This is a genomic window from Corynebacterium gerontici (genome assembly GCF_003813985.1).
Classification (GTDB): domain Bacteria; phylum Actinomycetota; class Actinomycetes; order Mycobacteriales; family Mycobacteriaceae; genus Corynebacterium; species Corynebacterium gerontici.
In genome coordinates, this window is the sequence record NZ_CP033897.1 from 660102 (window position 1) to 684300 (window position 24199).

The window sequence follows — 24199 nt, forward strand, 5'->3', positions numbered from 1 at the left end:
TTCGCCATGGCAACGATGGTGGTGGCGGGGTTGCTCTTTGCCTCTCTCATGGTGGGCGAGTACAACATTTTCTCGCCCGGTGGTTGGGAGATGATGATGATCACTCGCATCCCCCGCACCATTGCCCTGGTGCTCTCCGGTGCAGCACTCGCCATGAGCGGGTTGCTCATGCAGTTGCTCACGCAGAACCGATTCGTTGAGCCCACAACAACCGGCACTACGGAATGGGCGGGGCTCGGGCTGTTGATCAGCCTGATTTTCTTTCCCGAAGCTGGAGTCTTGCAAAGAATGGTCATGGCGGTGCTGTGCTCGTTCATTGGAACCATGGTGTTCTTCGCCTTTCTGAGAAAGGTCAGCCTGAAGCAATCGCTGGTGGTTCCCATCATGGGCATCATGCTCGGGGCAGTGGTTGGTGCGCTGAGCACGTTTCTGGCCCTCGAATTCGACGCATTGCAAAGTCTGGCAGTGTGGTTTCAGGGCAGTTTCACCTCCGTGTATCAGGGACAATACGAGGTGCTGTGGTTGGTGCTCTTGGTAGTGATCGCAGTGTTTTGGGGTGCTGACTACTTCACTGCCGTCGGATTGGGGCAAGACATCGCAACAAATCTTGGCGTGCCCTATCAACGTCTCGTGTTCTTCGGCACCGCGCTGATCGCGTTGGCAACTGGCGTGGTCACGGTGGTAGCGGGCAATCTCCCATTTCTGGGCCTCATCGTTCCAAATATTGTCTCCCGTTTTCGAGGCGATAACCTTCAAAGCAATCTCAGCTGGGTATGCCTTCTAGGTATCGGCATCGTCACAGCCTCTGACTTGCTTGCCCGCACGATCATTTCTCCATTCGAAATTCCAGTGTCGGTAGTGCTCGGAATCATCGGGGCCGTGTTTTTTGTCATCCTCATCGTGAGGAGCAGCAATGAACGCTAATACGCGCATACCTACGCGCACCTCGATGTTTGGGCACAACGCCGGCAGGCGTCGCTATTGGCTAATCCTGATAGTGGTGTATCTGATTGCTGCTTCCAGCGCAATCGGATTACTGGCGTATGGCAATCCAATGCCCTTTGGAAGCGAGGCCTTTTGGCTTATCGCGCAGCGACGCTTCAATGCCTTGATTGCCATTGCGGTGGTGGCAGTGGCGCAGGCGTGGGCGACCTTGGCGTTTCAAACCGTGGTGAATAACAGAATCGTGACTCCATCCATCATGGGTTTCGAAGCGTTATACCGAACCATTCACACCGCAACGGTGTTCGCTTTTGGGGTGACCACGCTCAGCCACAGTTTCGGGATGTTCCTGTTCCAACTGGTACTGATGGTGGCTTTTACATTGCTGCTATACACGTGGCTGATAGGTAGGGACATGCACGCGATGCTGTTGGTGGGCATCGTGATCGGGGGAGGCCTAGGCAGTTTGGCAACCTTTATGCAGCGTTTGCTCACCCCGAGCGAATTCGATGTCCTGAGCGCGCGTCTATTCGGATCCGTTGCGAACGCCCAATCCCAATATTTTCCCATTGCGATCCCGTTGGTGATCTTCGGCGCGGCGTATTTGATGAGTAAGTCTCAGGTGCTCAACGTCATGGCGTTGGGTAAAGAGTCGGCGTTGAATTTGGGGCTACGTTACCGCCGCGAGGCTTTGGTGCTGCTCAGCGTGGTATCGATTTTGATGGCCACGTCGACCGCCCTAGTGGGGCCGATGACTTTCCTGGGCTTTTTGGTCGTCACCATCACGTACCAGCTCGCCGGCACTGAAGATCACCGTTTTCTCCTGCCTCTTGCTGGCGGAATCGCGTTCGCTGTGCTCTGTGGTGCCTACTTCGTTCTTCACCATGTTTTCTATGCACAAGGAGTTGTTGGCATCATCATCGAACTTGTCGGCGGCCTGCTCTTTTTGGTGGTGCTCATGAGAAAGGGATCTCTATGATCAAGATTGCAAGCGCGGCCAAAACCTATGGGGAAACCGTGGTTGGCCCAATTGATCTCAGCATTCCCCGCGGTGGCATTACCGCGCTGGTTGGACCAAACGGTGCTGGGAAGTCTACGTTGCTCACGATGATCGGGAGGCTGCTCGGCATGGATCAGGGTGCAATTGAGGTGGCCGGACTCGACGTCGCGAGCGCGGATAGCAAAGAATTGGCGAAAGTTTTGTCTATTTTGCGCCAGGAAAACCACTTTGTAACCCGCCTCACCGTGCGCCAACTAGTTGCATTTGGTCGATTTCCCCATTCTCGCGGTCGCTTGACCGCCGAAGATGAAGCGGCGATCAGCAACACCTTGGAATTTCTTAACCTAGAGCAGCTTCAGCATCGTTATCTGGACCAGCTTTCGGGAGGTCAGCGTCAACGCGCTTACGTGGCCATGGTGTTGGCACAGGACACGGACTATGTGCTGCTTGACGAACCCCTCAACAATCTCGACATTGCACACTCAGTTGAAATGATGCGCCACCTCCGACAGGCTGCCATCGATTTGGGTAAGACCATCATCGTGGTGCTCCATGACATCAACTTTGCAGCTTGCTACGCGGATCGAATCTGCGCCATGCGGGACGGGAAGATATTCGCATTTGGCTCACCGCAGGAAATTGTTCGCGATGAGATCTTGAGCAACATCTTTGGAACTCCGATCACCGTCATCGATGGACCCCACGGGCCCCTGGCGGCTTACCTCTAGCTTTTCGACGTGTTGTGTGGTGGTTGTTTTGGTGTTGTGAGCTGGGGGTTTGTGTTGTTGGTGGGGGGTGTGTAACTTTATGTGGGTCGCCGCGACCGACAGCGCCCCCACAGTGGTTGTGGAGATGGCGGTCAGGAAAACGAGCGGTTGGCGAAATTTTTTTGATGTGATGCTGTCGCCTTGGTTGGTGGTGGTGTTGTGTTGTGTGAGAACTCAATAGTGTGCCAATACTTTTATTTTTGTTGTTGTGCTGCTTGTTGCGCATCGTTGGTGGTGTGTGGTGCCGGTTGTGTGCTGGTGTCATGGTGCTGCTTGTTGGTGGTGCGTGATGGTAGTGCTGGGGTGGTTGGTGTGTGTGGTTGGTTGTCTCGTCAAGACCCGCTGCGCGTTTGATGCACTGATTGCCCTGTTGTTTTTTTTGAATGATGATGTTGTGTCATCGTTTGTTTGGTTAGGTTTGGGCTTTTCACGAGCCTTTGGAACGAGTGTTTTGTGCTTGTTTTTTTGTGGAGAGTTTGATCCTGGCTCAGGACGAACGCTGGCGGCGTGCTTAACACATGCAAGTCGAACGGAAAGGCCTTGCTTGCAAGGTACTCGAGTGGCGAACGGGTGAGTAACACGTGGGTGACCTGCCCTGCACTTTGGGATAAGCCTGGGAAACTGGGTCTAATACCAGATAGGACCATGATGTAGTGATTGTGGTGGAAAGTTTTTTCGGTGTGGGATGGGCCCGCGGCCTATCAGCTTGTTGGTGGGGTAATGGCCTACCAAGGCGGCGACGGGTAGCCGGCCTGAGAGGGTGGACGGCCACATTGGGACTGAGATACGGCCCAGACTCCTACGGGAGGCAGCAGTGGGGAATATTGCACAATGGGCGCAAGCCTGATGCAGCGACGCCGCGTGGGGGATGACGGCCTTCGGGTTGTAAACCTCTTTCGCAAGGGACGAAGCGTTTTGTGACGGTACCTTGAGAAGAAGCACCGGCTAACTACGTGCCAGCAGCCGCGGTAATACGTAGGGTGCGAGCGTTGTCCGGAATTACTGGGCGTAAAGAGCTCGTAGGTGGTTTGTCGCGTCGTCTGTGAAATTCCGGGGCTTAACTCCGGGCGTGCAGGCGATACGGGCATAACTTGAGTGCTGTAGGGGAGACTGGAATTCCTGGTGTAGCGGTGGAATGCGCAGATATCAGGAGGAACACCGATGGCGAAGGCAGGTCTCTGGGCAGTAACTGACGCTGAGGAGCGAAAGCATGGGGAGCGAACAGGATTAGATACCCTGGTAGTCCATGCCGTAAACGGTGGGCGCTAGGTGTAGGGGTCTTCCACGACTTCTGTGCCGTAGCTAACGCATTAAGCGCCCCGCCTGGGGAGTACGGCCGCAAGGCTAAAACTCAAAGGAATTGACGGGGGCCCGCACAAGCGGCGGAGCATGTGGATTAATTCGATGCAACGCGAAGAACCTTACCTGGGCTTGACATACACCAGATCGCTGCAGAGATGTAGTTTCCCTTGTGGTTGGTGTACAGGTGGTGCATGGTTGTCGTCAGCTCGTGTCGTGAGATGTTGGGTTAAGTCCCGCAACGAGCGCAACCCTTGTCTTATGTTGCCAGCACGTGATGGTGGGGACTCATGAGAGACTGCCGGGGTGAACTCGGAGGAAGGTGGGGATGACGTCAAATCATCATGCCCCTTATGTCCAGGGCTTCACACATGCTACAATGGTCGGTACAACGCGCAGCGAACCTGTGAGGGTGAGCGAATCGCTGAAAGCCGGACTCAGTTCGGATTGGGGTCTGCAACTCGACCCCATGAAGTCGGAGTCGCTAGTAATCGCAGATCAGCAACGCTGCGGTGAATACGTTCCCGGGCCTTGTACACACCGCCCGTCACGTCATGAAAGTTGGTAACACCCGAAGCCCATGGCCCAACCACCGTGTGTGGGGGGAGTGGTCGAAGGTGGGATCGGCGATTGGGACGAAGTCGTAACAAGGTAGCCGTACCGGAAGGTGCGGCTGGATCACCTCCTTTCTAAGGAGCAGTATTTTATTTTTCTCTTTTTTGTTGAATGTGGTGCTCACAGGTTGATGCCCCGCGCGCCAGTAGTTGGTGTGTGGTGGTGTGGGTGCTACCCCGGGTGGAGATCACACATGGGCATGATCACCGCGTGTGCGCCGGATGTGCACGGATGTGGTGGTGATGGATCAGCGTGTGCGCAATGGGCAAGCAGTATGAGTAGAGCAACAAAAAGTTTTGTCGTCCCGCCGGTGTGGTTGGGGTGTGTGGGTATTGGTGCGCTGTTGGGTGTCTGGGGCAACACGATTGTCCTTGTTGGATCATGGCACACTGTGCTGGCTGCCTGTGTGGTGGTTGGTTGGTGTGTGGTGGTGTTGTGTGAGAACTGTATAGTGGACGCGAGTAATTCTTTATTCTGTGAATTAAGTATTGTTTGTTGTGCTATGACCATCACTGTGTGTGGTGGTTGTGGTGTGTGAAGGTTTGTTTGTTTGTGTGTGACCGCGCTTGCTGTGGCAGGTGTGGTTGATTCGTTGTGTCCGGTGCATGACTGGCTGCCGTTGTGGTGGTTGGTGTGTGTTGGAAGGGCACACGGTGGATGCCTGGCATTTCGAGCCGATGAAGGACGTGGAAGGCCGCGATAGGCCTCGGGGAGTTGTCAATCAAGCGTTGATCCGAGGGTGTCCGAATGGGGAAACCTGGCCACTGTGATTGGTGGTGACCCTAGTGTGAATGCATAGCGCTAGTGGGGGTAGACGTAGGGAAGTGAAACATCTCAGTACCTACAGGAAGAGAAAACAATTGTGATTCTGCTAGTAGTGGCGAACGAACGTGGATGAGGCTAAACCGTATGCGTGTGATACCTGTGCCAGGGTTGCGTGTGTGGTGTTGTGGGCGTGGCTGTTCGTGGTGGCATGACACGAGAGCATGATTGATGCTGTAAGCGGAAGTGGTGTGGAATCGCCTGCCGGAGAAGGTGAGAGTCCTGTACGTGAATGCAGTGTTGGTGGTGTTGGGCCATGTGTTATACCCCGAGTAGCAGCGGGCTCGTGGAATCTGCTGTGAATCTGCCGGGACCACCCGGTAAGCCTAAATACTCGAAATGACCGATAGCGGATGTAGTACCGTGAGGAATGGTGAAAAGTACCCGGGAGGAGTGAAAGAGTACCTGAAACCGTGTGCTTACAAACCGTCAGAGCCGTGCTTGCGTGCCCTGTTGTGGGGTGTGTGGGTGGTGATGGCGTGCCTTTTGAAGAATGAGCCTGCGAGTCAGCGGCATGTCGCGAGGTTAACCATGAGTGTGGGTAGCCGTAGCGAAAGCGAATCCTAACTAGGGTGAGTGTTAGTGGCATGTCCTGGACCCGAAGCGGAGTGATCTACCCATGGCCAGTGTGAAGCAGCTGTAAGAGGTTGTGGAGGCGCGAACCCACTTAGGTTGAAAACTGAGGGGATGAGCTGTGGGTAGGGGTGAAAGGCCAATCAAACTCCGTGATAGCTGGTTCTCCCCGAAATGCATTTAGGTGCAGCGTTGTATGGTGCTTCCTGGAGGTAGAGCGACTGGTTGGTTGAGCGGGACTACCATCTTAGCAATGTCAGCCAAACTCCGAATGCCAGTGAATGCTAGTACAGCAGTGAGACTGCGGGGGATAAGCTCCGTTGGTCGAAAGGGAAACAGCCCAGATCGCCGGTTAAGGCCCCTAAGGGTGTACTAAGTGGAAAAGGATGTGGGATCGCGAAGACAGCCAGGAGGTTGGCTTAGAAGCAGCCATCCTTGAAAGAGTGCGTAATAGCTCACTGGTCGAGTGGTTCTGCGCCGACAATGTAGTGGGGCTCAAGTACACCGCCGAAACCGCGGCAACACACCTGTTGTGGTGTGTTGGGTAGGGAGCGTCGTGCACTGCGTGGAAGCATCCGAGTGATCGTGGTGTGGAGTGTGCGCGAGTGAGAATGCAGGCATGAGTAACGAATGAGCAGTGAAAACCTGCTCCGCCGAATGACGAAGGGTTCCTGGGTCAAGCTAATCTTCCCAGGGTGAGTCGGGACCTAAGGCGAGGCCGACAGGCGTAGTCGATGGACAACCAGTTGATATTCTGGTACCTCACAACAGCCGTCCATGACGAAGCAGTGGTACTAACCACCCACCCCAACCCGCAACAACCACTTGTGGTTGTGTGGTGTTGGGTGTGCGTGGGACCTTCATTGGTAGTAGTCAAGCGATGGGGTGACACAGGTTGGTAGCCACGCCACGAGGTTGGTTTTCGTGGTGTAAGCGTGCAGCCCGCCTACTAGGCAAATCCGGTAGGCATCATGGGTCAGGCGTGATACGAATCCCACTATGGGTGGGGAAGGTGGTGATCCTGGACTGTCGAGAAAAGCCTCTAGCGAGGATGTTGTGAGCCCGTACCCCAAACCGACACAGGTCGTCAAGTAGAGTATACTCAGGCGAACGGGTGAACTGTGGTTAAGGAACTCGGCAAAATGCCCCCGTAACTTCGGGAGAAGGGGGGCCACCGAAGATCACCAGCCCATGCGGTTGGTTGGTGTTTGGTGGTCGCAGAGAATAGAGGGAAGCGACTGTTTATTAAAAACACAGGTCCGTGCGAAAACGTGGAAGTTGATGTATACGGACTGACGCCTGCCCGGTGCTGGAAGGTTAAGAGGACCTGTTAGAACCCCTGTGGGGTTCGAAGCGGAGAATTTAAGCCCCAGTAAACGGCGGTGGTAACTATAACCATCCTAAGGTAGCGAAATTCCTTGTCGGGTAAGTTCCGACCTGCACGAATGGCGTAACGACTTCCCTGCTGTCTCAACCACAGGCCCGGTGAAATTGCAGTACGAGTAAAGATGCTCGTTACGCGCGGCAGGACGAAAAGACCCCGGGACCTTCACTATAGCTTGGTATTGATATTCGGTTCGGTTTGTGTAGCATAGGTGGGAGACGTTATCAGCACACCACGCCAGTGGGAGTGTCAGTCACAGGTGAAATACCACTCTGATCGAATTGGGTATCTATCAACCTCGGCCCATGATCTGGGTCAGGGACAGTGCCTGGTGGGTAGTTTAACTGGGGCGGTTGCCTCCTAAACAGTAACGGAGGCGCCCAAAGGTTCCCTCAGCCTGGTTGGCAATCAGGTGGTGAGTGTAAGTGCACAAGGGAGCTTGACTGTGAGAGTGACAACTCAAGCAGGGACGAAAGTCGGGACTAGTGATCCGGCATCGACGAGTGGAAGTGGTGTCGCTCAACGGATAAAAGGTACCCCGGGGATAACAGGCTGATCTTCCCCAAGAGTCCATATCGACGGGATGGTTTGGCACCTCGATGTCGGCTCGTCGCATCCTGGGGCTGGAGTAGGTCCCAAGGGTTGGGCTGTTCGCCCATTAAAGCGGCACGCGAGCTGGGTTTAGAACGTCGTGAGACAGTTCGGTCTCTATCCGCCGCGCGCGTAGAAACTTGCAGAAGGCTGTCCCTAGTACGAGAGGACCGGGACGGACGTACCTCTAGTGCGCCAGTTGTCACGCCAGTGGCACGGCTGGTTGGCTACGTACGGAAGGGATAACCGCTGAAAGCATCTAAGCGGGAAGCCTGTTTTAAGATGAGGTTTCAATATCAGGTGCCCGGTAGACCACCGGGTTGATAGGCCAGAACTGGACATACCGCAAGGTCATGCAGGTGACTGGTACTAATCCACCGAACAACACACCAAACACAACCCGCAAAACAACCAAACCCCAAAAAACAACACACCCCGCAAAACAACACACAATCACCCGCGTCCACTATGCAGTCACTGACACAACACCGCCTGTGCATGCACACCCAACACACACAAGAACGTGTCGGTGGTTATAGCATCGGGGCAACGCCCGGACCCATTCCGAACCCGGAAGCTAAGCCCGACAGCGCTGATGGTACTGCACCCGGGAGGGTGTGGGAGAGTAAGACACCGCCGACCAACAACTTCAAGATGCTTAAAGCCCCCGCAAGGGGGCTTTAAGCATTTCTAGGATAGGCGCCGTATGGCTTCATCAATCACATGATCCTGCTTGCAAAACGCGAAGCGTATCTTGCTTCGCCATGGCTCCGGATGGTCACAGAAAACCTCCAAAGGAATAGCGGCCACACCGCGGTCTTTTACAAGCTCCATGCAGAAATCCATACCCGTGGTATTACTCAACGCCGCAAAGTCGGCCACCAGGTAGTACGTCCCGGGGCTGTAATGCACCCGGAAGCCTGCTTTCCTCAACGCCGCACTTAGCTTGTCGCGCTTCTTTTCTAAGGATCGCGACAAATCATCTGCCCAACTCTGCTCGTGGTTCAAGGCGTGTGCCACAGCCGGTTGAAACGGAGTGGCACCCACGAAGGTCAAGAATTGTTTAGCCTGCGCGATAGCTTCGAGCAGCGGTGGCGGAGCGATCGCCCAGCCAGTCTTCCATCCGGTGGCGTTGAAGGTCTTGGCGGCTGAAGACACCGTAACGGTTCTTTGCGCCATTCCCGGATAGGTACAGGTGGGGCGGTGACGTGTGGCGTCGAAAAGCAAATGCTCGTACACCTCGTCTGAGAGCACCAATAAATCATGCACGCAGGCGATCCTGCTAATTTCGCACATTGTCTCAGAACTGAAGACGCTGCCGGTGGGGTTATGGGGATTGTTAATCACAATCATCGCTGTCTTAGGTGTAATAGCAGCTTCAATTGCAGCGGGATCAAGTTCCCAGGTATCGCCCTTTGCTTGCAACGACACTGCAACTCTTGTGGCGCCCGCTAGCGCAACTGCTGCCGCATAAGCGTCGTAATAGGGCTCGATAAGGATTACTTCCTGGCCGGGCTCCACAAGACCCATAATTGTCGCAGTGATAGCTTCGGTAGCCCCAACGGTGACGAGCACCTCGGACTCAGCGACGTCGAGGTCGTAACGTCGTTGATGGGAGGCGATGGCTTGGCGCAGCACAGGCATCCCAGGACCTGGAGCGTACTGATTGTTCCCCTCAGCGATCTCACGCTGCGCAATCTGCAGCATGGAAGCGGGCCCGTCTTCATCGGGAAATCCCTGCCCCAGGTTCACCGCATCGCATTGTGCGGCTTTGGCACTCATGGTGGCAAAAATCGTTTGTTGGAATTCTTCGAGGCGCTGCACCATTAGCGAAGCTCCATCAGATCGAACTTCGTCTTGCGCACAGCTTCCAATTTGTCCATGTTCTTTTCCAACTTCTGCCATTGATCGTGCGGGATGGCCTTTTGAGCTCGCTTGACCACGGCGGGATCTGGCGTGCCCCAAGCAATAGGCATGGGGGTGATCTGATCCCAAGTGGAGGTGTTTCGTGCAGAACGCTGACCCGTTACCGCCACAGAAGGCACTTTTTCGCCAACGGTGCGCTCATGTTGCTCCAAGTTCGTCACGGTGCGGGCGGCCAGCCCCCAGCGCGGAGGAAGGGATCCATCCTGGTTCATGTTCACCAAAGCCAGCAGCACGATGTCGCGCGGATTCACCTTGGCGATTACGGCTGGGGCGAGCTCGTAGGCGTCGTAAAGCTGCTGAGGTTTGCCCACCTGCTTCGGGATAATCGGGATCATGGCAAAGCTAATGAGACCCAAAATTCCGAATACAAATAGGATAATCAGTCCCATTCCGCCTTGGAGCCAAAAGTAGAATCCAGCGCCAATCGCAAACTGCAAAATGCCAAAAATGAGTGCCGAAAGTTGGAGTCGCCTGGTGTCTTTGAGCAATTCATTGTTTTGCCGCGCGTATTCATTATCAACCTGGAAAGAGAAATTCATAGTGTTGAGCCTATCTTGGGAGATTTGAATTCAAGTCGTCTGCGTCCACGATCCGGTATGCATAACCTTGCTCAGCAAGGAAGCGCTGGCGATGTGCCGCGTACTCGGCATCAATGCTGTCGCGGCTGACGATGGAATAGAAATGCGCCTGGTTCGCCTTCGCCTTTGGGCGCAGCAAACGCCCCAATCGCTGAGCTTCTTCCTGCCGCGAACCGAAGGTACCCGACACCTGAATGGCCACCGAAGCTTCGGGCAAATCAATGGAGAAGTTTGCCACCTTACTCACCACCAAGGTGCGCAAGCTGCCTTCCCTGAACTGCTGGAACAGTTCCTCGCGCTGCTTATTGCTGGTTTTGCCCTCAATGACGGGCACGCCAAGGCGTCCGGCGATTTCTTCAAGCTGATCAATGTATGCGCCGATGATGAGCACCTGCTCGCCCTCATGGCGCTTGAGCAGTGTCGCTATTGAGCGCATTTTTGTATCCGCGCAGGCGGCGATGCGGTAGCGGTCTTTCGACTCTGCGGTGGCATAGAGCATTCGCTCAGATTCGGTCATGGTGGTGCGCACTTCCACGCACTCGGCAGTAGCAATGTAGCCCTGAGCCTCCAGGTCCTTCCACGGCGCGTCGTAGCGCTTGGGGCCGATGAGTGAGAACACATCCGACTCGTGCCCGTCTTCACGCACCAGCGTGGCGGTCAGCCCGAGTCGGCGGCGCGATTGCAAGTCGGAAGTCATGCGGAATACCGGCGCCGGTAGTAGATGGACCTCGTCGTAAACGATTAATCCCCAGTCGCGGGAGTCGAACAACTCCAGGGCGCGGTATTCACCCTTTGTCTTGCGGGTGACCACTTGGTACGTGGCGATGGTGACGGGCCTAATCTCCTTCTTCTCACCCGAGTACTCGCCGATCTCGTCTTCGGTGAGGGTGGTGCGGCGCAGGAGTTCATCACGCCACTGGCGCCCAGCCACGGTATTGGTGACAAGGATCAGCGTGGTTGCTTGGGCTTTGGCCATCGCGGCGGCACCAACCATAGTCTTGCCGGCGCCACAAGGCAGCACGACCACGCCCGAGCCACCTTCCCAGAAGCTTTCAGCGGCCATCTGCTGATAGTCGCGAAGCTCCCACTGTTCCTCGGCTTGAGACAGTGCGATCGGGTGCGCCTCGCCATCGACGTAGCCCGCGAGATCCTCCGCCGGCCAGTGCACCTTCACCAGTTCTTGTTTCAAACGTCCACGTTCAGAAGGATGCACCACGATCGTCTCGGCGTCGATCTGCGCGCCGAGCATTGGCTTGATCTTCTTGTGCCGCTGCAGCTCCGCGAGGATCGCTGGCTCTTGGCTTTCAAGCACCAAACCGTGGGCGGGGTGTTGGAGTAGGCGGACGCGACCGTAGCGAGACATTGTCTCTGCGAGGTCGATGAGCAGGGATTGTGGCACGGGGAACCGCGAGTAACGCTCCAGAACATCGACTAGTTGTTCGGCGTCGTGTCCGGCTGCACGTGCATTCCACAGCGCAAGTTCTGTGATGCGGTAGGTGTGCACGTGCTCGGGTGCGCGTTCGAGTTCAGCAAAGGGGGCGAGCGCCGCGCGCGCTTGCTGGGCGTCATTGTGGTCTATTTCTAGCAGCACAGTCTTGTCAGACTGCACGATCAAGGGGCCGTCGCCAAACGCCACTGAAGTTCTCCTTAGGGATTATGAGCCTAAAGATCCAAGTCTAATCACTGATCAATCGTGCCGACCTCAGCGATCCGATGCACCGGGAAATACTGCAGTTCATCTTCTGCAAGTGCCGTGAGCTTGCCACCAGAAACATCCACGGGCATCACGATTTGTCGCTTGACGCGCCCGGTGTTGTCCACGAATCCAAGCACCACCTTCTTTCCCGCCCGCACGGCCGCACGAAGATGCACCAGAGCCTGTTGAGGATTCGCGGTGCGCTGAGCGTGATGCGCCACCTGGTCTGCGGCGTCACCAGCGAAAATTGCCCCCAGTGCCGCCTCAATGTTGGCTTCTCGTTGCTCCGAGGGGCGTGGGGCTGGCTTTTCGACGCCGACACGTGCCGGAGCCGGACGCAAATCAAGGCTTAATCCCTGTTCATCTTCGGCGACGGGCATGAGGCCGGCAGCCTGCAATACCTTGAGCACTTGCGCAAGAGGGACTTGAGCCACAGCGACGGTTGGGGCGATTCGACGCAGGCCAAGGCTGTGTCGGGTATCAGCGCGAAGTGCCTCCTGGAGTAGTGCCTTATCTTCACTGCGAATGTAGCTCAGTGCTGCGCCACCTCTGATCGTGCCGTGCTGACGGGCAGCATCGTCAATGCAGAAGGTGATGGCCTGGGGGACCTCGCCGATCGTGTGTTGTTCGAGGAATTGCTGTATCTCTGCACCGCTCAGGCCGGAATCTAAAGCGCGCCGCACGCTGCTATCGCTAATTCGATAGGTGCTGGCAAGCCCTTGAGATTCCGCATCGGCTATGAGCTGCAATGTCTGAGCTACCGATGCATCAACGGGGCCGGGCGCCAGTACCGTCATATCACCTTGGGGAATGAAATGAGTCACTGGTGCTGGCGTGAGCTTCTCGCACACTGTGCGTAGCGTCCCATCCTTGAGTCCTTGCAGCACCTCGGTGGCGCTACCGTCTTGATTGAGCACGCCAAAGAAAACGCCGGCTTCAATGTGTGCGTCGATTTCCACTTCAGACATGTGTAGAGCCAGCAGCGGGTGGTGATACGAAAGCCCCGCCTTGAGGTCAGAGGGTGCGTAGCGCAGGGCCTGATTCAGTAGTGCTCGTCGGCGTTGGGGAAGTTCTGAGCGGTGATTTTCTGGATCGAGAATCTTCCGGGCCTCGGCGGTTACCTTCCAAAAGGCTTGTTGATCGTGGAACATCCACCCTTCAAGTACATCCGCCCATTGATCAGCAAGGGACAACTGCAGCCAACGATCAGCGTCCGTCGAGGGGCAGAGATAATCGCCACCATTGTCGTTGTCGGGCAGTGGCTGAGGTTCGCCCGTACCCAGCACTCCGCTTGCGATGCCTGCTCCGATGAGCATGGCGAGCGTGGCCTCGTCGCATTGCAATACTTTTTGCAGATGCTGGTTGGTTCTTTGCGCTAGCGCGCCCGATTTCACTAGGACGCCGGGTGTAGTGCCGAGCTCCTCGACGAGTACACGCAGCATACGAGTCGCTTCCAGCCCGGAGCCTATGCTCGCGTTGCTGCTGTGAATATTGGATCCGCGTTCCGGTGGCAGTAGGCGCTGCGGCGGTGGGGTAGTCCCTCGCAATACGGCTTTGAGTACCGCTGGTAGCCGGACTGTATGCGCGTTGACGCGAATGAGCATTCCCGATTGGATCAATCGTGGAATGGGTCGGGTGGGATCGGCGTCGGGCGCGGCGTCCCTAGTGGTGCCGGTGCCACCACCTTCTGCGAGTGTACGAAGGATCGCAACTTCTTTCTCGCCGAGCTGCTTGACTGCGTCGGTCAGTTCAGCAGGTGTCAGGGCGTAGGTGCTGGGCTCCAAACCCGGAGGAATGACGTTGAGCACACCCGCGGGAATCACGTAGCCCTGAGGAAAATCAAGCAGCATTCCCATTGCGCGGAGATGTTCGAAAGCGCCCTGAGCCAGAGTGCGCGCATCATCGACAGAGATGTCGGGCCGCTCTCCTTGCAGCGTAGGTAGGATCGCTTGCACTAGATCGGGGGCAACAATTGGGCTGAATTCTGCCCCCAGTTGTGATGCTATATGCAGCACGGCGATGTCCAGTGCGGTGAGTTTTTGTGTTGCTCGGCGCATCGAAGCGGGAAGTCGTAGACGTTCCGCGAGGGGCGAAATGCCCGGTGGAGGTGGGGCAATTGCATCGGGCCTGTGTGAAAGAAGCGTTGCCATGGTGTCGCGGTTCAGCGTCCGCAGCCACTGTTCTAGGCCATGGGGGGAAGTGGATTCGGGCATGATGTGCCCTATTCTACTGCGCGAGAAAGGTGACTTTTTCCGTGTGCTTTTGCAAGAATGGAACACATGGCAAACATGGAGAAAAAGGGATACGTTGATCCGGGCTGGCCGAAGCACGTCCCCGGTGATGGACACGCTGTTACCGAAATGGTGGCAAAGGTAGCGGGGGCAGATAGCCCCTTCGGCGATATCGAACTTCCGGTACCGCCAGAGCAGGTTGGTTACGTTCATCCTTACACGCGAATTAATCGCTAAATTCCACCTCGCATCGCCGTGCCATTCATGGTGATGCCTCTGCCTGCTTGAGGGCAAAAAGAAAATGCCATCGCATCGCGATGGCATTTTTGCGTTGTGCTGCTTAGAGGCGGAAGCCCAACACAGAGTTGATGAGCGCGGCATTGGCGTTATAGAAAGCCTCAACATTGCCGCGAAGAGCGTGGTAAGAAGCCACGAACTGAGCGGGAACCGGCACACCGAGTGCCTCCAACTGCGACTTCACCTGGTTGAAGATTTGGTCAGCGGTTGCCAGTGGGGCTAGCGCTGCGGAAGGTGCCGCTGCGGGGCGCGCAGGTGCGCTGGGTGCGGTGCGCGGGGTAGCGGGGGAGTTCAGGCCAAGGCCAGCGGAGCAGGCAGGCCATGCGCCCCAACCCTGGCTGGCGAGCACGCGCTCAGCTACAACGATCTGCTCCTCGCGGCTGGCAAGGTCAGCGCGGGGGGCGAACTCGCGGCCGCCGTGGCCTTCCCAGGTGCCCTGGGAGAACTGCAGGCCACCGTAGTAGCCGTTGCCGGTGTTGATGTGCCAGTTGCCGCCGGATTCGCACTGAGCCAGGCGATCCCAGTCAGCGTCAGACGCTGCGGAAGCGTTGGGTGCGAGCATGACGGCTGCTGCACCGACGGCAACCGTGGAAGTAGCGAGCTTAGCGAAGGAGCGATTGCTCTTGCGGGCATGTCGTGCCATGTGAGTTGGATTCCTCTCGTCGTTCTATCTCCCAGCCCAGAGCCTTGTGGGCGCAGTGGCTGGAAGTTATAAAAAATTGGCGAGCACGGTTGTCAGCATTTGAATTGGCTCGATCGTTTGTACTCTTGCGTATTGCAAGTCATCCATACTGCCAAGTGCTGCAGAAGATTTGCAACCTCAATACGCCTCCGGATGACTGACCACTCGAATGCTAGCGCTTTATAACGAAAGTGTCACGTTTTAAGCACTATTTTGTTGCGGATGTGACGCTGGTTTCAAAAATAATGTTCTGTGGCGGTTCCTTGGTGCGCCAACTTCCCCACTTGATTGGTGCGGTGTGATTTTTCTCGGGTGGCTACGATTGGGGAAGGAATGAAGCAGTGCGCAGTGTTATATATGAACGAATGCGCCCCGCAGCCCCATGCGGAAACAAAAAGATCGTGAACAAAAAGGAGCACTATGCCTACTGGAACAGTTCGTTGGTATGACTCGGAACGAGGTTTCGGGTTCTTAAGCAACCCCGGCAGTGACGATGTGTTCGTGGGCAAGGCTGTGTTGCCCGAAGGGGTAGAAGCACTCCACAAAGGGCAGCGCATTGACTTCGACTTCGCGGCTGGAAGGCGAGGCCCACAGGCGCTGCGTGTCCGCGTCCTAGAAGAGCCGAAGCGCGTACGTGAGCACCGTCCACGTACCAAGCGGAAGCCGGAGGAATTGAATTCCTTGGTGGCTGATTTGGTCACGACCCTGGAACAGCGCGTCATGCCGCCTCTGGCGGCGGGTCGCTATCCGGACCGTGCTGAAGGACGCCAAATTGCAAAGATCCTTCGCGCTTTGGCGAAGGATCTGGACGCTTAACTATTTCACCTCAGGGTGCACCGACCACGTCACCCGGTAGGGGGTTTCCTCACCCTGTTCATCGTGGCCAATCATCACTGAGGTAACCTCCACAACCACCAAATTGGCGTTCAGTTTCTCTGATTTCACCTGGGCGGGAACGCTTGCCTCGCTTGATTCGTGGGGGCCAAAGGCTTGCTCATCGTTGGCTTGGGGATCGTCGTAGATCTTGAGCAACGTCCAGTCATGGTCTGCGACATCTTCGGGAACCACAATCTTCAGGCTGTCGTCCTTGCCAAGTCTGATCGTGGGAATCTCATGATCTTCGGCTGGCTTTCCCGGCTCAACCACGGTGTAAGGGGAAACTTCGAGTTCTTGGTCTGGGGCGCTGACATTGATGGTGACTTCTTGCGGCTCTCGCATGTTGCGTTGATTCCACCAATGTTGAAAACCGAGGGTTGCGGCGAGCACCAGCAACACCGCGATCGCCAAAAAGCCGATCTGCTTGAGGTTTTTCTTACGGGTTTGAGCGCTGACCATAAGCACACATCCTAGTGGGTGTTGTCTGCAGTTGTATCAAAGCGAACGCGGTACATTTGCGGCCATCGCTTGCCCGTGATCCAAAATTCATCGCTGCCTGGGATGTTGGCAATCCCGTTGAGCACGTTGTTCGGGTCGGGTGCGGCGTTGTTGGGGATCGCTTGGGCGTCGATAAGCCCATCGAGGTGCCCGGAATCAAGGTTTATCCGATAGATGTCGGTGCTCAGGAAAACGTTGGCAAAAACTTTTCGACGCCCCTGCTGCTCAACACAAGCCAGCTCATTGAGCTTTGCGGATCGCCCATCAAGGCCTTCCACGCGAATACGTTCACGCTCCTGGAAAGTGAGAGGATCGAGAACGCGTAGTTCCTCGGTTCCGTTGGACATCACGATGGCGTCTTCAAAAGAGCACAGACCCCAGCCTTCTCCCTCGTAAGTGGTTCGGCCGATTTCCTCAAGGGTGCGTGCATCGCGTTTGAAGGCCGTGCCCGAGCGCCACGTGAGTTCCCATACCGTGTCGCCAACCCTCGTGCTGCCTTCGCCAAACAACTGCGGTTCGAGGCGTTGCTCCGCCTTGCGTTGAAGATTGTCCAGATAAAAAATGCTGCTCTCGCCGTATTGGCCGGTGCTCACCAGGAAGCCGTCATCGGTGACTTCAATCCCCTGGGTAAAAGCGGTGGCGTCAAAGGGGCGAGTTTCAAGCACTGTTGGGCGCAGGATCTCCGGTTCCTCCGGCTGGCTGCTGCAGGCGCTCAGCGCCAGAACTGCGATGAGAAAAGAGTTACGAATCGGCGAGGGCATAAGTTCGAGTGTAAAAGGATGATGGATAATAGGGGGGTGGCTAGCAAGCGTAGATCCCGGAGAAAAACCGTCAGCCCGCTCATTGATCAGCGGGCCGTCGCCGCTGCGCGAGAAGCGCTCGAGCTGCTCGATGAAGGTGAAGTTGGTGAGCACATCGGCGTCAAAGGCGTCAGCAAACACGCAGCCACGCACCGTTTCCGCGCTGAGGTAGAAGGCTACAGCGGCTGGGAATGGAACGCGGTGGTGGCGTGGGCGCCGGGCAACTCGGCGGTGACGATCAACGAAGTGGCACTGGTGCAAGGCGGCGAGGCGCTCAAGGCACCTGAGTGGGTGCCCTATCACGAACGTGTGCGCCCCGGGGATCTTGGCCCCGGAGACATTCTGCCTCCTCGAGAGGATGATCCTCGGCTGCGCGAGATAAACGGCGAGAAGAAGCTGAGCGCGAAGGGACAAAAGGCCGCGATGCAGAGGCTTAACGATAGCGATTTTGGGCCGGAGTCACTCTTTGCCCAGCGGGCACAGTTCCACTGCGACACCTGCGCGTTTTACCTGCCGTTGGATTCGTCGCTCGAAGTGAAAGCGGGTGTCTGCGTCAATGAATTCTCCGCTGACGGTCACATGGTTGCCGGGGACTTCGGGTGCGGTGCCCACTCAGCCACCCCGCCCGCACAACCTATGCACAGTAATGAGCAACAGGCCTTCGACGACGAAAAACCGGAAAGCTTTCGTGTGCGCTGATTCGTGCTCACGGGGGCGTCGAAAAGCAAAGAAATCCGGTGGGCTCTTTTCCAGAATGTTCGGCACCTCATGACAAGTCGCATAAAGAAGGGGTAAGTCGATGGGGGAGCACCGGGAGGTTTTTTGAAAGTGCAGGCGGCGGCGTGGGAATATCGTCTGCGGTAGATCACACTGCCTCCCCCTTATTTCAATGGAGTAGTTCATGCAGGCACAGGCCTCTTCGACGCCGAATTCGGCGCTTGATCGATATTTCAAAATCTCCGAACGTGGATCCACCGTCGCCGGTGAAATTCGTGCGGGTGTTGTGACCTTCTTCGCGATGGCGTACATCATCATCCTCAACCCCTTGATTCTGGGCACAGGCGCAGACGTCAACGGTAAGACGCTGGGTATCCCGCAGGTCGCGGCAGCTACGGCGCTTGCCGCCGGTGTCATGACCATCGCTTTTGGCTTGATCGCCCGCTATCCCTTCGGTATCGCCGCGGGTCTGGGTATCAATACGCTCGTCGCCGTCACCATGGTCTCTTCCGAAGGCTTGAGCTGGGAAGAAGCCATGGGTCTGGTGGTTCTTGACGGTATCGTCATCGTAATCCTGGCAATCTCTGGCTTCCGCACCGCCGTATTCGCCGCCATTCCCGCGTCAATGATTGCCGCCATGAGCGTGGGCATCGGCATGTTCATCTCGCTGATCGGGCTTGTCGACGCCGGCTTTGTGCGCCGCATCCCGGACGCGGCGCACACCACGGTTCCGGTCACCCTGGGCAGCGGTGGATCCATCGCGTCCTGGCCTACATTCGTGTTCATTATCGGTTTGATCATTTGCGGCTTCATGGTGATCCGCAACGTCCGAGGTGGCCTGTTCATTGGCATCTTGCTCACCACCATCATCGCCATGATCACCGAAGCCATCACCGGCGCAGGCTCGTCTGTGGACAACCCGACCGGAGGGTGGAACCTCGCTGTGCCCACCTTGCCGGAAGGCTTCGGTGGACTTCCCGACCTCTCCATCGTCGGTGACGTCTCTATCTTTGGTGCCTTCTCCCGCGTTGGTGCGCTGGCTGCCACGCTGCTCCTATTCACGCTCGTGCTGGCGAACTTCTTCGATGCCATGGGCACCATGACCGCCCTGGGCAAGCAGGCTGAGCTCGTGGACGATCAAGGCGTCCTGCCCGATATGAAGAAGGCCCTGATCGTTGAAGGCACCGGCGCGATCATTGGTGGTGGCGCTTCGGCTTCTTCCAACACCGTCTACGTTGATTCCGCGGCAGGCATTGCCGATGGCGCTCGCACGGGTCTTGCCAACGTGGTCACCGGCCTGCTGTTCCTTTTGGCAATGTTCCTCACGCCCTTGTATGAGGTAGTGCCGGTTGAGGCAGCGGCCCCCGTGCTGGTGATAGTGGGCGCGCTGATGATCGGCCAGGTGCGCGATATTGACTTCACCCAATTCCACATCGCCCTGCCCGCATTCTTGACCATCGTGGTCATGCCTTTCACCTATTCCATCGCAAATGGCATCGGTGTGGGCTTCATCGCCTTCACCCTCATGACGCTGTTTGCTGGTAAGGCGAAAGAGATTCACTGGATCATGTGGTTGATCTCCGGTTTGTTCGTGATCTACTTCGTGATGGATCCGCTGCTGGGTGCTTTGCACTAGATATCAATCAGCACTGCCCCGATGCCCACTCCACGAGGTTGGACATCGGGGCTTGTTCGTAGAAGCGCTAGCATGAAGCACAATGGTTACTCATATTGCTAATTCCAACGATCCCCGCCTTGATGACTTCCGCAACCTCAATCAATCTGATAACCGTCCTGATCTCCCAGGAGGTAAAGGTTTAGTCATTGCCGAAGGTCCGCTGGTGGTGGAGCGTCTGCTAGCCTCCCGGTTTCCCGTCCGGCGTGTTATTGGATTCCCCGCAAAATTGGAGTCATTCTTTGCCCAGCCAGGTATCGCGCAACTCATGGGAGGCGTCGAGGTTTATTCCCTGGATCGTCCAACCCTGGCGGAGGTAGCCGGATTTGATATGCATCGCGGGCTCTTGGCTTCTGCCGACCGTCCAGCGGCGCTGCCGATGGACGAGGTCATTGGCAACGCTCGCACCGTTGCAATCCTCGAGGGAGTGGGCGACCACGAGAATATCGGTTCCATGTTCCGCAACGCTGCGGGCATGGGGGTTGACGCTATCCTGTTCGGCAACGGTTGCGCCGATCCGCTGTACCGTCGCGTGGTGCGAGTGTCGATGGGGCATGTGCTCAGAACCCCATTTGCTCACTTCGGCGGTAAGAGTACAACGTGGCATAAGGAACTGGCGCTATTGCAAGAAGCCGGTTTCCATCTGGTGTCGCTCACCCCGGATCACCAGGCTGAACATCTCTCGGATGCGCTGGTTGATAGTAGTGGCAAGCCGTATGAGAAAGTGGCATTGCTCATCGGTGCTGAAGGCCCCGGATTGCGTGAGCGCACGATGCGCTCTACGAATATCCGCGCACGAATCCCGATGGCCGAAGGCACCGATTCTCTGAATTTGGCCACGGCTGCTGCCATTGCTTTCTACGAGCGGCAGCGCAGTTTGCGCTAGGGACGATCGCTGTGGCGCAGCTTTTCCTTGAGGTTGCTGCCAATGCGCTTGGCGCTCCGGAAAAGCTTCTGGCCCCAGCCCCTCGCGGTCCTGGTGCCTTTCGCCACAATTTCTTCAAGGTCACGCTCTGGTTCTTCGTGCTCCTCGTAGTCGTCGTAGTCGCTGCGTTGTTCTCCAAGCCCAAGTTTTGCTGATGCTCTTTGGGCAATCTGTCCCACGGTGGTAGGCCGCGGCGCCATTTTTGGCTCTGGGCGGCCATCGATGGCGTAGGCGACCACGTTAATGTCATTTGCCTCAGCCGGATTGAAGCCGAGCCAGGCGCACTGCGCCTCCTCGACCAGATCCACGGGCTCAAAGGGCAACGCAATGCCGCCGATCGCCTCGGCGCGTTCGCCTGCCCAAAAAGGCTGCTCGAAGGGCTCCGGGAGTCCGAGATCCTCGTAGACTCTCGCGCGGCGTGCGGCAAAAGAACGCTTGACCTTGCCGCCATTGAAGTGGGCAAAGCCGCCGTACCCGGTGGATTGGTTGCTTAGAAAGACGAAGACTTCTGCGGCGGGAATCGCCTTGAGCAAGTATTCAGGCAGCTCCGAAGGTTTGGTGATTTCCAGGGTGGTTTGGATGATGCTGACTCCTGGAAAACCCGCAATGTAGAACTCATTCACTGAGGCTTGGGCGGAGCGATTCAGCGCGAACTGTCCGATTGGCGTAATTGGCCAGGAGGGATTGAGCTGAGCGAGTAGCTTTCTGCCAAAGCCTCGATCGGCTTTGGGGCGCGCGGAAATAACTGCCTCGGGATCGGCCGTAGTGACATACCAGCAGGTGACAACGGCATCATGGTTTGGAGCAGCCACTTATGACCTCGGACGCTTGGTGTTGGTGCGAACGCCGAGCAGCACATCTTCCCAGCTGGGGGTCACAGCTTTTCTACGCCGCTTCTGCGCAGGCTCCGGATGCTGCAGGAAATCGCCCTCAACGGTGTTGTTATCTTCGGCCTGCTCCACCTGCTCGGAGTCTTGTTCCTCAGGCTCGTCATTGACTGCGCTGAGGCTGCGCACGGGCTTGGAAAAATTCGGGTCGATAAGGTCTGCGGCCACGGAATTACGTGCAACGGTGGTTTTGGCGCCCGCGCCGTGAAGCACGAAGTTCCACTCTGCTACCTGTTCGCTGAGCCCCGATTCCCAGGACACCTTCACCACCCATTGATTGGCGGTGTCGCGGTACGCATCCCACTTGGCATCCTGCAGTTCCATTCCGCGAGCGGCGAATGCGGTGGCCAGAATTTCCCACAGTGTGAGTTGCGCTGGGCCGTCGTCGCGCACGGGGTTGGACTGCTTTGCCATGTTGGCTATCCGGGAGCGCTCCAGGAGAACGGGATGGGCGAAGGGCTCGATGCGTGATTCGGTCACGCCGTTTTCCTCGGCAAGCTCGGCGATGGTGGCACCGCGACGCAGACGCTCCTGGATTTCCCGCGGCCGCATTTTCAAAGGATTTGCTAGGCGCGGATCCACTTCTTTCTGAGGCCGAGCTGGCTTGGGTTCCTCCTGAACTTCCTCAACCACTTCGGCTTCTTCGGCGGGTTCAGGCTTTTCGACGAGCGCCTCACGTAGTGCATCGTCGACCGCGAGAAAGAATTGCTCCTGTCCATCGTCTGATGCAAGCACCAACGATGTAGCGGATGACTCTTCGGGGATGAGGCGAAGTTCGCGCATCTCTCACTTCCATTTCTTCTCGCAATAGATGCCTTCCACTGTAACGTATGCAACCCGCGGCATCGTTGAAAAAAGACACGATGCGCGCGGGTTGCTTGAACCGAGAGTTAGGCCATCTGCTCGATGGTGTAGTCGATGGCCTTCGTCAAGGTCTCCACGTCGGAAGTCTCGATAGCCGGGAACATGCCGATGCGGAGCTGATTGCGTCCGAGCTTGCGATAGGGTTCAACGTCCAAGATGCCATTAGAACGCAGCGCTTTGGCGAGTGCCACGGCATCGATCGACTCATCAAAATCGACCGTGCCAACCACGAGGGAACGCTTGGCGGGATCCTGCACAAAGGCGCTGGCGTGCTCGTGCGCATCTGCCCAGTCATACAGCGTCTTGGCGTTCGCGCTGGTGCGCTCGACCATTCCATTCAGGCCGCCATTGGCGTTCATCCACTGCACCTGATTGTCCAACATCAGCAGGGTGCCAACCGCAGGGGTGTTGTAGGTCTGATTCTTCCGCGAATTCTCTACTGCGGTTTGCAGGTTCAGGAACGCGGGAATGAAACGGTCGGAGTCGTTGATCTTTTCAATCCGCTCCAAGGCGGCTGGGCTCATGGCGGCCAGCCACAGGCCGCCGTCGGACGCGAAGCACTTCTGAGGTGAGAAGTAGTAGACGTCAGCCTGCTGCATGTCCACGGGGAGACCGCCGGCGCCCGAGGTGGCGTCGATGGCCACGAGGGAACCTTCGCTGCCTTCGGGGCGCTGCACCGGAACCATTGCTCCGGTTGAAGTTTCGTTGTGCGCCCAAGCAATGACATCGCAGCCTTTCATGGCCTGTGGCTCAGGGGCGTCCCCGGGTTCCGCCGTCACGACGTTGGGGGTTTCAAGCCAAGGGGCCTTCTTTGAGGCTTGGGCGAACTTCGTGGAGAACTCACCAAAGGCGAGGTGCCCGGATCGTTGCTCAATGAGGCCAAAAGTCGCCGCATCCCAAAACGCTGTTGCGCCACCGAGGGAGAGCACAATCTCGTATCCCTCGGGCAGGGAGAAAAGGTTGGAGAGCCCCTCGCGGATCGACCCCACCAAGTTTTTTACCGCTGGTTGGCGATGCGAGGTGCCGATGATGTCAATGCCGTGGTCGACCACAGCTTGCAGCTGCTCTGGGCGAACCTTTGAAGGCCCACAACCAAAGCGTGCATCGGAGGGAATCAGTTCCTTGGGCAGTTTGGGAAAATCGCTCATGTTCTTTCCAAGTGAGGGCAGCAGTTCAGCAAGATCGGGCAGCGTGGGCGCTACCAGATGTGCTGATCGTACCGCGCCCCCACACATTCAGGGGTGAAAATTTGAAGAACGAGGGCGTCGAAAAGCGAAGATGTGCCGCCAAATATTTGCAGGCTCGCAGTGCAAATGGGGCAAATGCGGAATCATCCATGTCTGAGAGCTGGGTGTTTGTCTCTGTGAGCCTTGCAATGTCGGGTGAATCACAAACTTTGCTAAACTATGCGGTGATCCATTGCAGCGAGGCGCTGCAAGAACTTGCACGCACACATGCGATGTCAATGGAAAAATGGACAACGATGCGCGGTGTCCTTCGCCGGATGCCGCCAAAAATGAACAGGACCTCACCGCCTGTCCACACACGAGGCGG

At 56.8% G+C, this 24199-nt stretch carries 18 protein-coding genes and 3 rRNA genes; 11 read left to right on the forward strand and 10 right to left on the reverse strand.

Annotated elements, in window-relative coordinates; genetic code table 11:
* The first annotated feature begins 6 nt into the window (after positions 1-6).
* The 6 genes from CGERO_RS03115 to rrf all read left to right on the forward strand — a co-directional run bounded on the left by CGERO_RS03115 (position 7) and on the right by rrf (position 8635).
* The gene (locus CGERO_RS03115) at positions 7-924 is read left to right on the forward strand and encodes an ABC transporter permease (protein WP_123935892.1); all 918 of its coding nucleotides are present in this window, start codon (positions 7-9) and stop codon (positions 922-924) included.
* A complete protein-coding gene (locus CGERO_RS03120) occupies positions 914-1921 on the forward strand; it encodes an iron chelate uptake ABC transporter family permease subunit (protein ID WP_123933432.1) in 1008 nt (335 codons plus the stop codon). The genes CGERO_RS03115 and CGERO_RS03120 overlap by 11 nt, the downstream gene beginning before the upstream one ends.
* A complete protein-coding gene (locus CGERO_RS03125; RefSeq protein WP_123933433.1) occupies positions 1918-2670 on the forward strand; it encodes an iron ABC transporter ATP-binding protein in 753 nt (250 codons plus the stop codon). Before CGERO_RS03120 ends, CGERO_RS03125 begins: the two co-directional genes overlap by 4 nt.
* A 503-nt stretch (positions 2671-3173) precedes the next feature.
* Positions 3174-4697 (forward strand): 16S ribosomal RNA (locus CGERO_RS03130).
* A 555-nt stretch (positions 4698-5252) separates the two neighbouring features.
* Positions 5253-8387 (forward strand): 23S ribosomal RNA (locus CGERO_RS03140).
* Between the two features lie 131 nt (positions 8388-8518).
* Positions 8519-8635 (forward strand): 5S ribosomal RNA (gene rrf / locus CGERO_RS03145).
* Together the 16S, 23S and 5S rRNA genes form the textbook arrangement of a ribosomal RNA operon.
* Before the next feature lie 48 nt (positions 8636-8683).
* Here rrf and CGERO_RS03150 read toward each other — a convergent pair.
* Genes CGERO_RS03150 through CGERO_RS03165 form a run of 4 tightly spaced genes read right to left on the reverse strand, consistent with a single transcriptional unit; the run spans position 8684 to position 14250 of the window.
* Positions 8684-9820, reverse strand: a complete 1137-nt coding sequence (locus CGERO_RS03150) for a pyridoxal phosphate-dependent aminotransferase (RefSeq protein ID WP_123933434.1) — start codon at positions 9818-9820, stop codon at positions 8684-8686.
* Positions 9820-10458 (reverse strand): DUF3239 domain-containing protein, encoded by a 639-nt coding sequence (locus CGERO_RS03155; RefSeq protein ID WP_123933435.1) that lies wholly within the window; start codon positions 10456-10458, stop codon positions 9820-9822. Before CGERO_RS03155 ends, CGERO_RS03150 begins: the two co-directional genes overlap by 1 nt.
* A gap of 10 nt (positions 10459-10468) precedes the next feature.
* Positions 10469-12133, reverse strand: coding sequence for a DNA repair helicase XPB (locus CGERO_RS03160; protein WP_123933436.1), 1665 nt, complete (start codon positions 12131-12133; stop codon positions 10469-10471).
* Between the two features lie 44 nt (positions 12134-12177).
* A complete protein-coding gene (locus tag CGERO_RS03165; RefSeq protein ID WP_206423914.1) occupies positions 12178-14250 on the reverse strand; it encodes a helicase-associated domain-containing protein in 2073 nt (690 codons plus the stop codon).
* A gap of 222 nt (positions 14251-14472) precedes the next feature.
* On the opposite strand from CGERO_RS03165, the gene CGERO_RS03170 reads away from it, so the two are divergent.
* A complete protein-coding gene (locus tag CGERO_RS03170; RefSeq protein ID WP_123933438.1) occupies positions 14473-14661 on the forward strand; it encodes a hypothetical protein in 189 nt (62 codons plus the stop codon).
* A gap of 103 nt (positions 14662-14764) precedes the next feature.
* Here the strand turns inward: CGERO_RS03170 and CGERO_RS03175 are convergent, their stop codons facing one another.
* Entirely contained in the window at positions 14765-15364 is a 600-nt protein-coding gene (locus CGERO_RS03175) for a resuscitation-promoting factor Rpf1 domain-containing protein (RefSeq protein WP_123933439.1), read from the reverse strand.
* Positions 15365-15823: 459 nt separating this feature from the next.
* Here CGERO_RS03175 and CGERO_RS03180 point away from each other — a divergent pair, with 459 nt between their 5' ends.
* Entirely contained in the window at positions 15824-16219 is a 396-nt protein-coding gene (locus tag CGERO_RS03180; protein WP_123933440.1) for a cold-shock protein, read from the forward strand.
* Here the strand turns inward: CGERO_RS03180 and CGERO_RS03185 are convergent, their stop codons facing one another.
* Both CGERO_RS03185 and CGERO_RS03190 read right to left on the reverse strand, forming a co-directional pair.
* Positions 16220-16738, reverse strand: coding sequence for a DUF2771 domain-containing protein (locus CGERO_RS03185; RefSeq protein WP_123933441.1), 519 nt, complete (start codon positions 16736-16738; stop codon positions 16220-16222).
* A gap of 11 nt (positions 16739-16749) precedes the next feature.
* The gene (locus CGERO_RS03190) at positions 16750-17538 is read right to left on the reverse strand and encodes a glutaminyl-peptide cyclotransferase (protein ID WP_123933442.1); all 789 of its coding nucleotides are present in this window, start codon (positions 17536-17538) and stop codon (positions 16750-16752) included.
* An 18-nt stretch (positions 17539-17556) separates the two neighbouring features.
* On the opposite strand from CGERO_RS03190, the gene CGERO_RS03195 reads away from it, so the two are divergent.
* The 3 genes from CGERO_RS03195 to CGERO_RS03205 all read left to right on the forward strand — a co-directional run bounded on the left by CGERO_RS03195 (position 17557) and on the right by CGERO_RS03205 (position 20855).
* Complete coding sequence (locus tag CGERO_RS03195; protein WP_123933443.1) at positions 17557-18276, forward strand: DUF3027 domain-containing protein; 720 nt, start codon at positions 17557-17559, stop codon at positions 18274-18276.
* A gap of 202 nt (positions 18277-18478) precedes the next feature.
* On the forward strand, positions 18479-19930 hold the full coding sequence (locus tag CGERO_RS03200) for an NCS2 family permease (RefSeq protein WP_123933444.1): 1452 nt from the start codon (positions 18479-18481) through the stop codon (positions 19928-19930).
* 82 nt (positions 19931-20012) lie between these two features.
* Positions 20013-20855 (forward strand): TrmH family RNA methyltransferase, encoded by an 843-nt coding sequence (locus tag CGERO_RS03205; RefSeq protein ID WP_123933445.1) that lies wholly within the window; start codon positions 20013-20015, stop codon positions 20853-20855.
* On the opposite strand, the gene CGERO_RS03210 is transcribed toward CGERO_RS03205, so the two are convergent.
* From CGERO_RS03210 to serC, 3 genes are all read right to left on the reverse strand, one after another.
* Positions 20852-21706, reverse strand: a complete 855-nt coding sequence (locus tag CGERO_RS03210) for a DUF6928 family protein (RefSeq protein ID WP_123933446.1) — start codon at positions 21704-21706, stop codon at positions 20852-20854. The two genes, CGERO_RS03205 and CGERO_RS03210, sit on opposite strands and share 4 nt — an antisense overlap.
* Positions 21707-22564 carry a septation protein SepH gene (gene sepH / locus CGERO_RS03215; protein WP_123933447.1) on the reverse strand — a complete coding sequence of 286 codons (858 nt, stop codon included), beginning with the start codon at positions 22562-22564 and terminating at the stop codon, positions 21707-21709.
* Positions 22565-22671: 107 nt separating this feature from the next.
* The gene (gene serC / locus CGERO_RS03220; protein ID WP_123933448.1) at positions 22672-23793 is read right to left on the reverse strand and encodes a phosphoserine transaminase; all 1122 of its coding nucleotides are present in this window, start codon (positions 23791-23793) and stop codon (positions 22672-22674) included.
* Positions 23794-24199: the final 406 nt, after the last annotated feature.

Excerpts from the sequence above, each read along its gene's own strand:
- CGERO_RS03115 (WP_123935892.1), top strand. The coding sequence starts at position 7 with ATGGCAACGATGGTGGTGGCGGGGTTGCTCTTTGCCTCTCTCATGGTG.
- CGERO_RS03120 (WP_123933432.1), top strand. The coding sequence starts at position 914 with ATGAACGCTAATACGCGCATACCTACGCGCACCTCGATGTTTGGGCAC.
- CGERO_RS03125 (WP_123933433.1), top strand. The coding sequence starts at position 1,918 with ATGATCAAGATTGCAAGCGCGGCCAAAACCTATGGGGAAACCGTGGTT.
- CGERO_RS03150 (WP_123933434.1), bottom strand. The coding sequence starts at position 9,820 with ATGGTGCAGCGCCTCGAAGAATTCCAACAAACGATTTTTGCCACCATG.
- CGERO_RS03155 (WP_123933435.1), bottom strand. The coding sequence starts at position 10,458 with ATGAATTTCTCTTTCCAGGTTGATAATGAATACGCGCGGCAAAACAAT.
- CGERO_RS03165 (WP_206423914.1), bottom strand. The coding sequence starts at position 14,250 with ATGCGCCGAGCAACACAAAAACTCACCGCACTGGACATCGCCGTGCTG.
- CGERO_RS03170 (WP_123933438.1), top strand. The coding sequence starts at position 14,473 with ATGGCAAACATGGAGAAAAAGGGATACGTTGATCCGGGCTGGCCGAAG.
- CGERO_RS03175 (WP_123933439.1), bottom strand. The coding sequence starts at position 15,364 with ATGGCACGACATGCCCGCAAGAGCAATCGCTCCTTCGCTAAGCTCGCT.
- CGERO_RS03180 (WP_123933440.1), top strand. The coding sequence starts at position 15,824 with ATGCCTACTGGAACAGTTCGTTGGTATGACTCGGAACGAGGTTTCGGG.
- CGERO_RS03185 (WP_123933441.1), bottom strand. The coding sequence starts at position 16,738 with ATGGTCAGCGCTCAAACCCGTAAGAAAAACCTCAAGCAGATCGGCTTT.
- CGERO_RS03190 (WP_123933442.1), bottom strand. The coding sequence starts at position 17,538 with ATGCCCTCGCCGATTCGTAACTCTTTTCTCATCGCAGTTCTGGCGCTG.
- CGERO_RS03195 (WP_123933443.1), top strand. The coding sequence starts at position 17,557 with ATGATGGATAATAGGGGGGTGGCTAGCAAGCGTAGATCCCGGAGAAAA.
- CGERO_RS03200 (WP_123933444.1), top strand. The coding sequence starts at position 18,479 with ATGCAGGCACAGGCCTCTTCGACGCCGAATTCGGCGCTTGATCGATAT.
- CGERO_RS03205 (WP_123933445.1), top strand. The coding sequence starts at position 20,013 with ATGGTTACTCATATTGCTAATTCCAACGATCCCCGCCTTGATGACTTC.
- sepH (WP_123933447.1), bottom strand. The coding sequence starts at position 22,564 with ATGCGCGAACTTCGCCTCATCCCCGAAGAGTCATCCGCTACATCGTTG.
- serC (WP_123933448.1), bottom strand. The coding sequence starts at position 23,793 with ATGAGCGATTTTCCCAAACTGCCCAAGGAACTGATTCCCTCCGATGCA.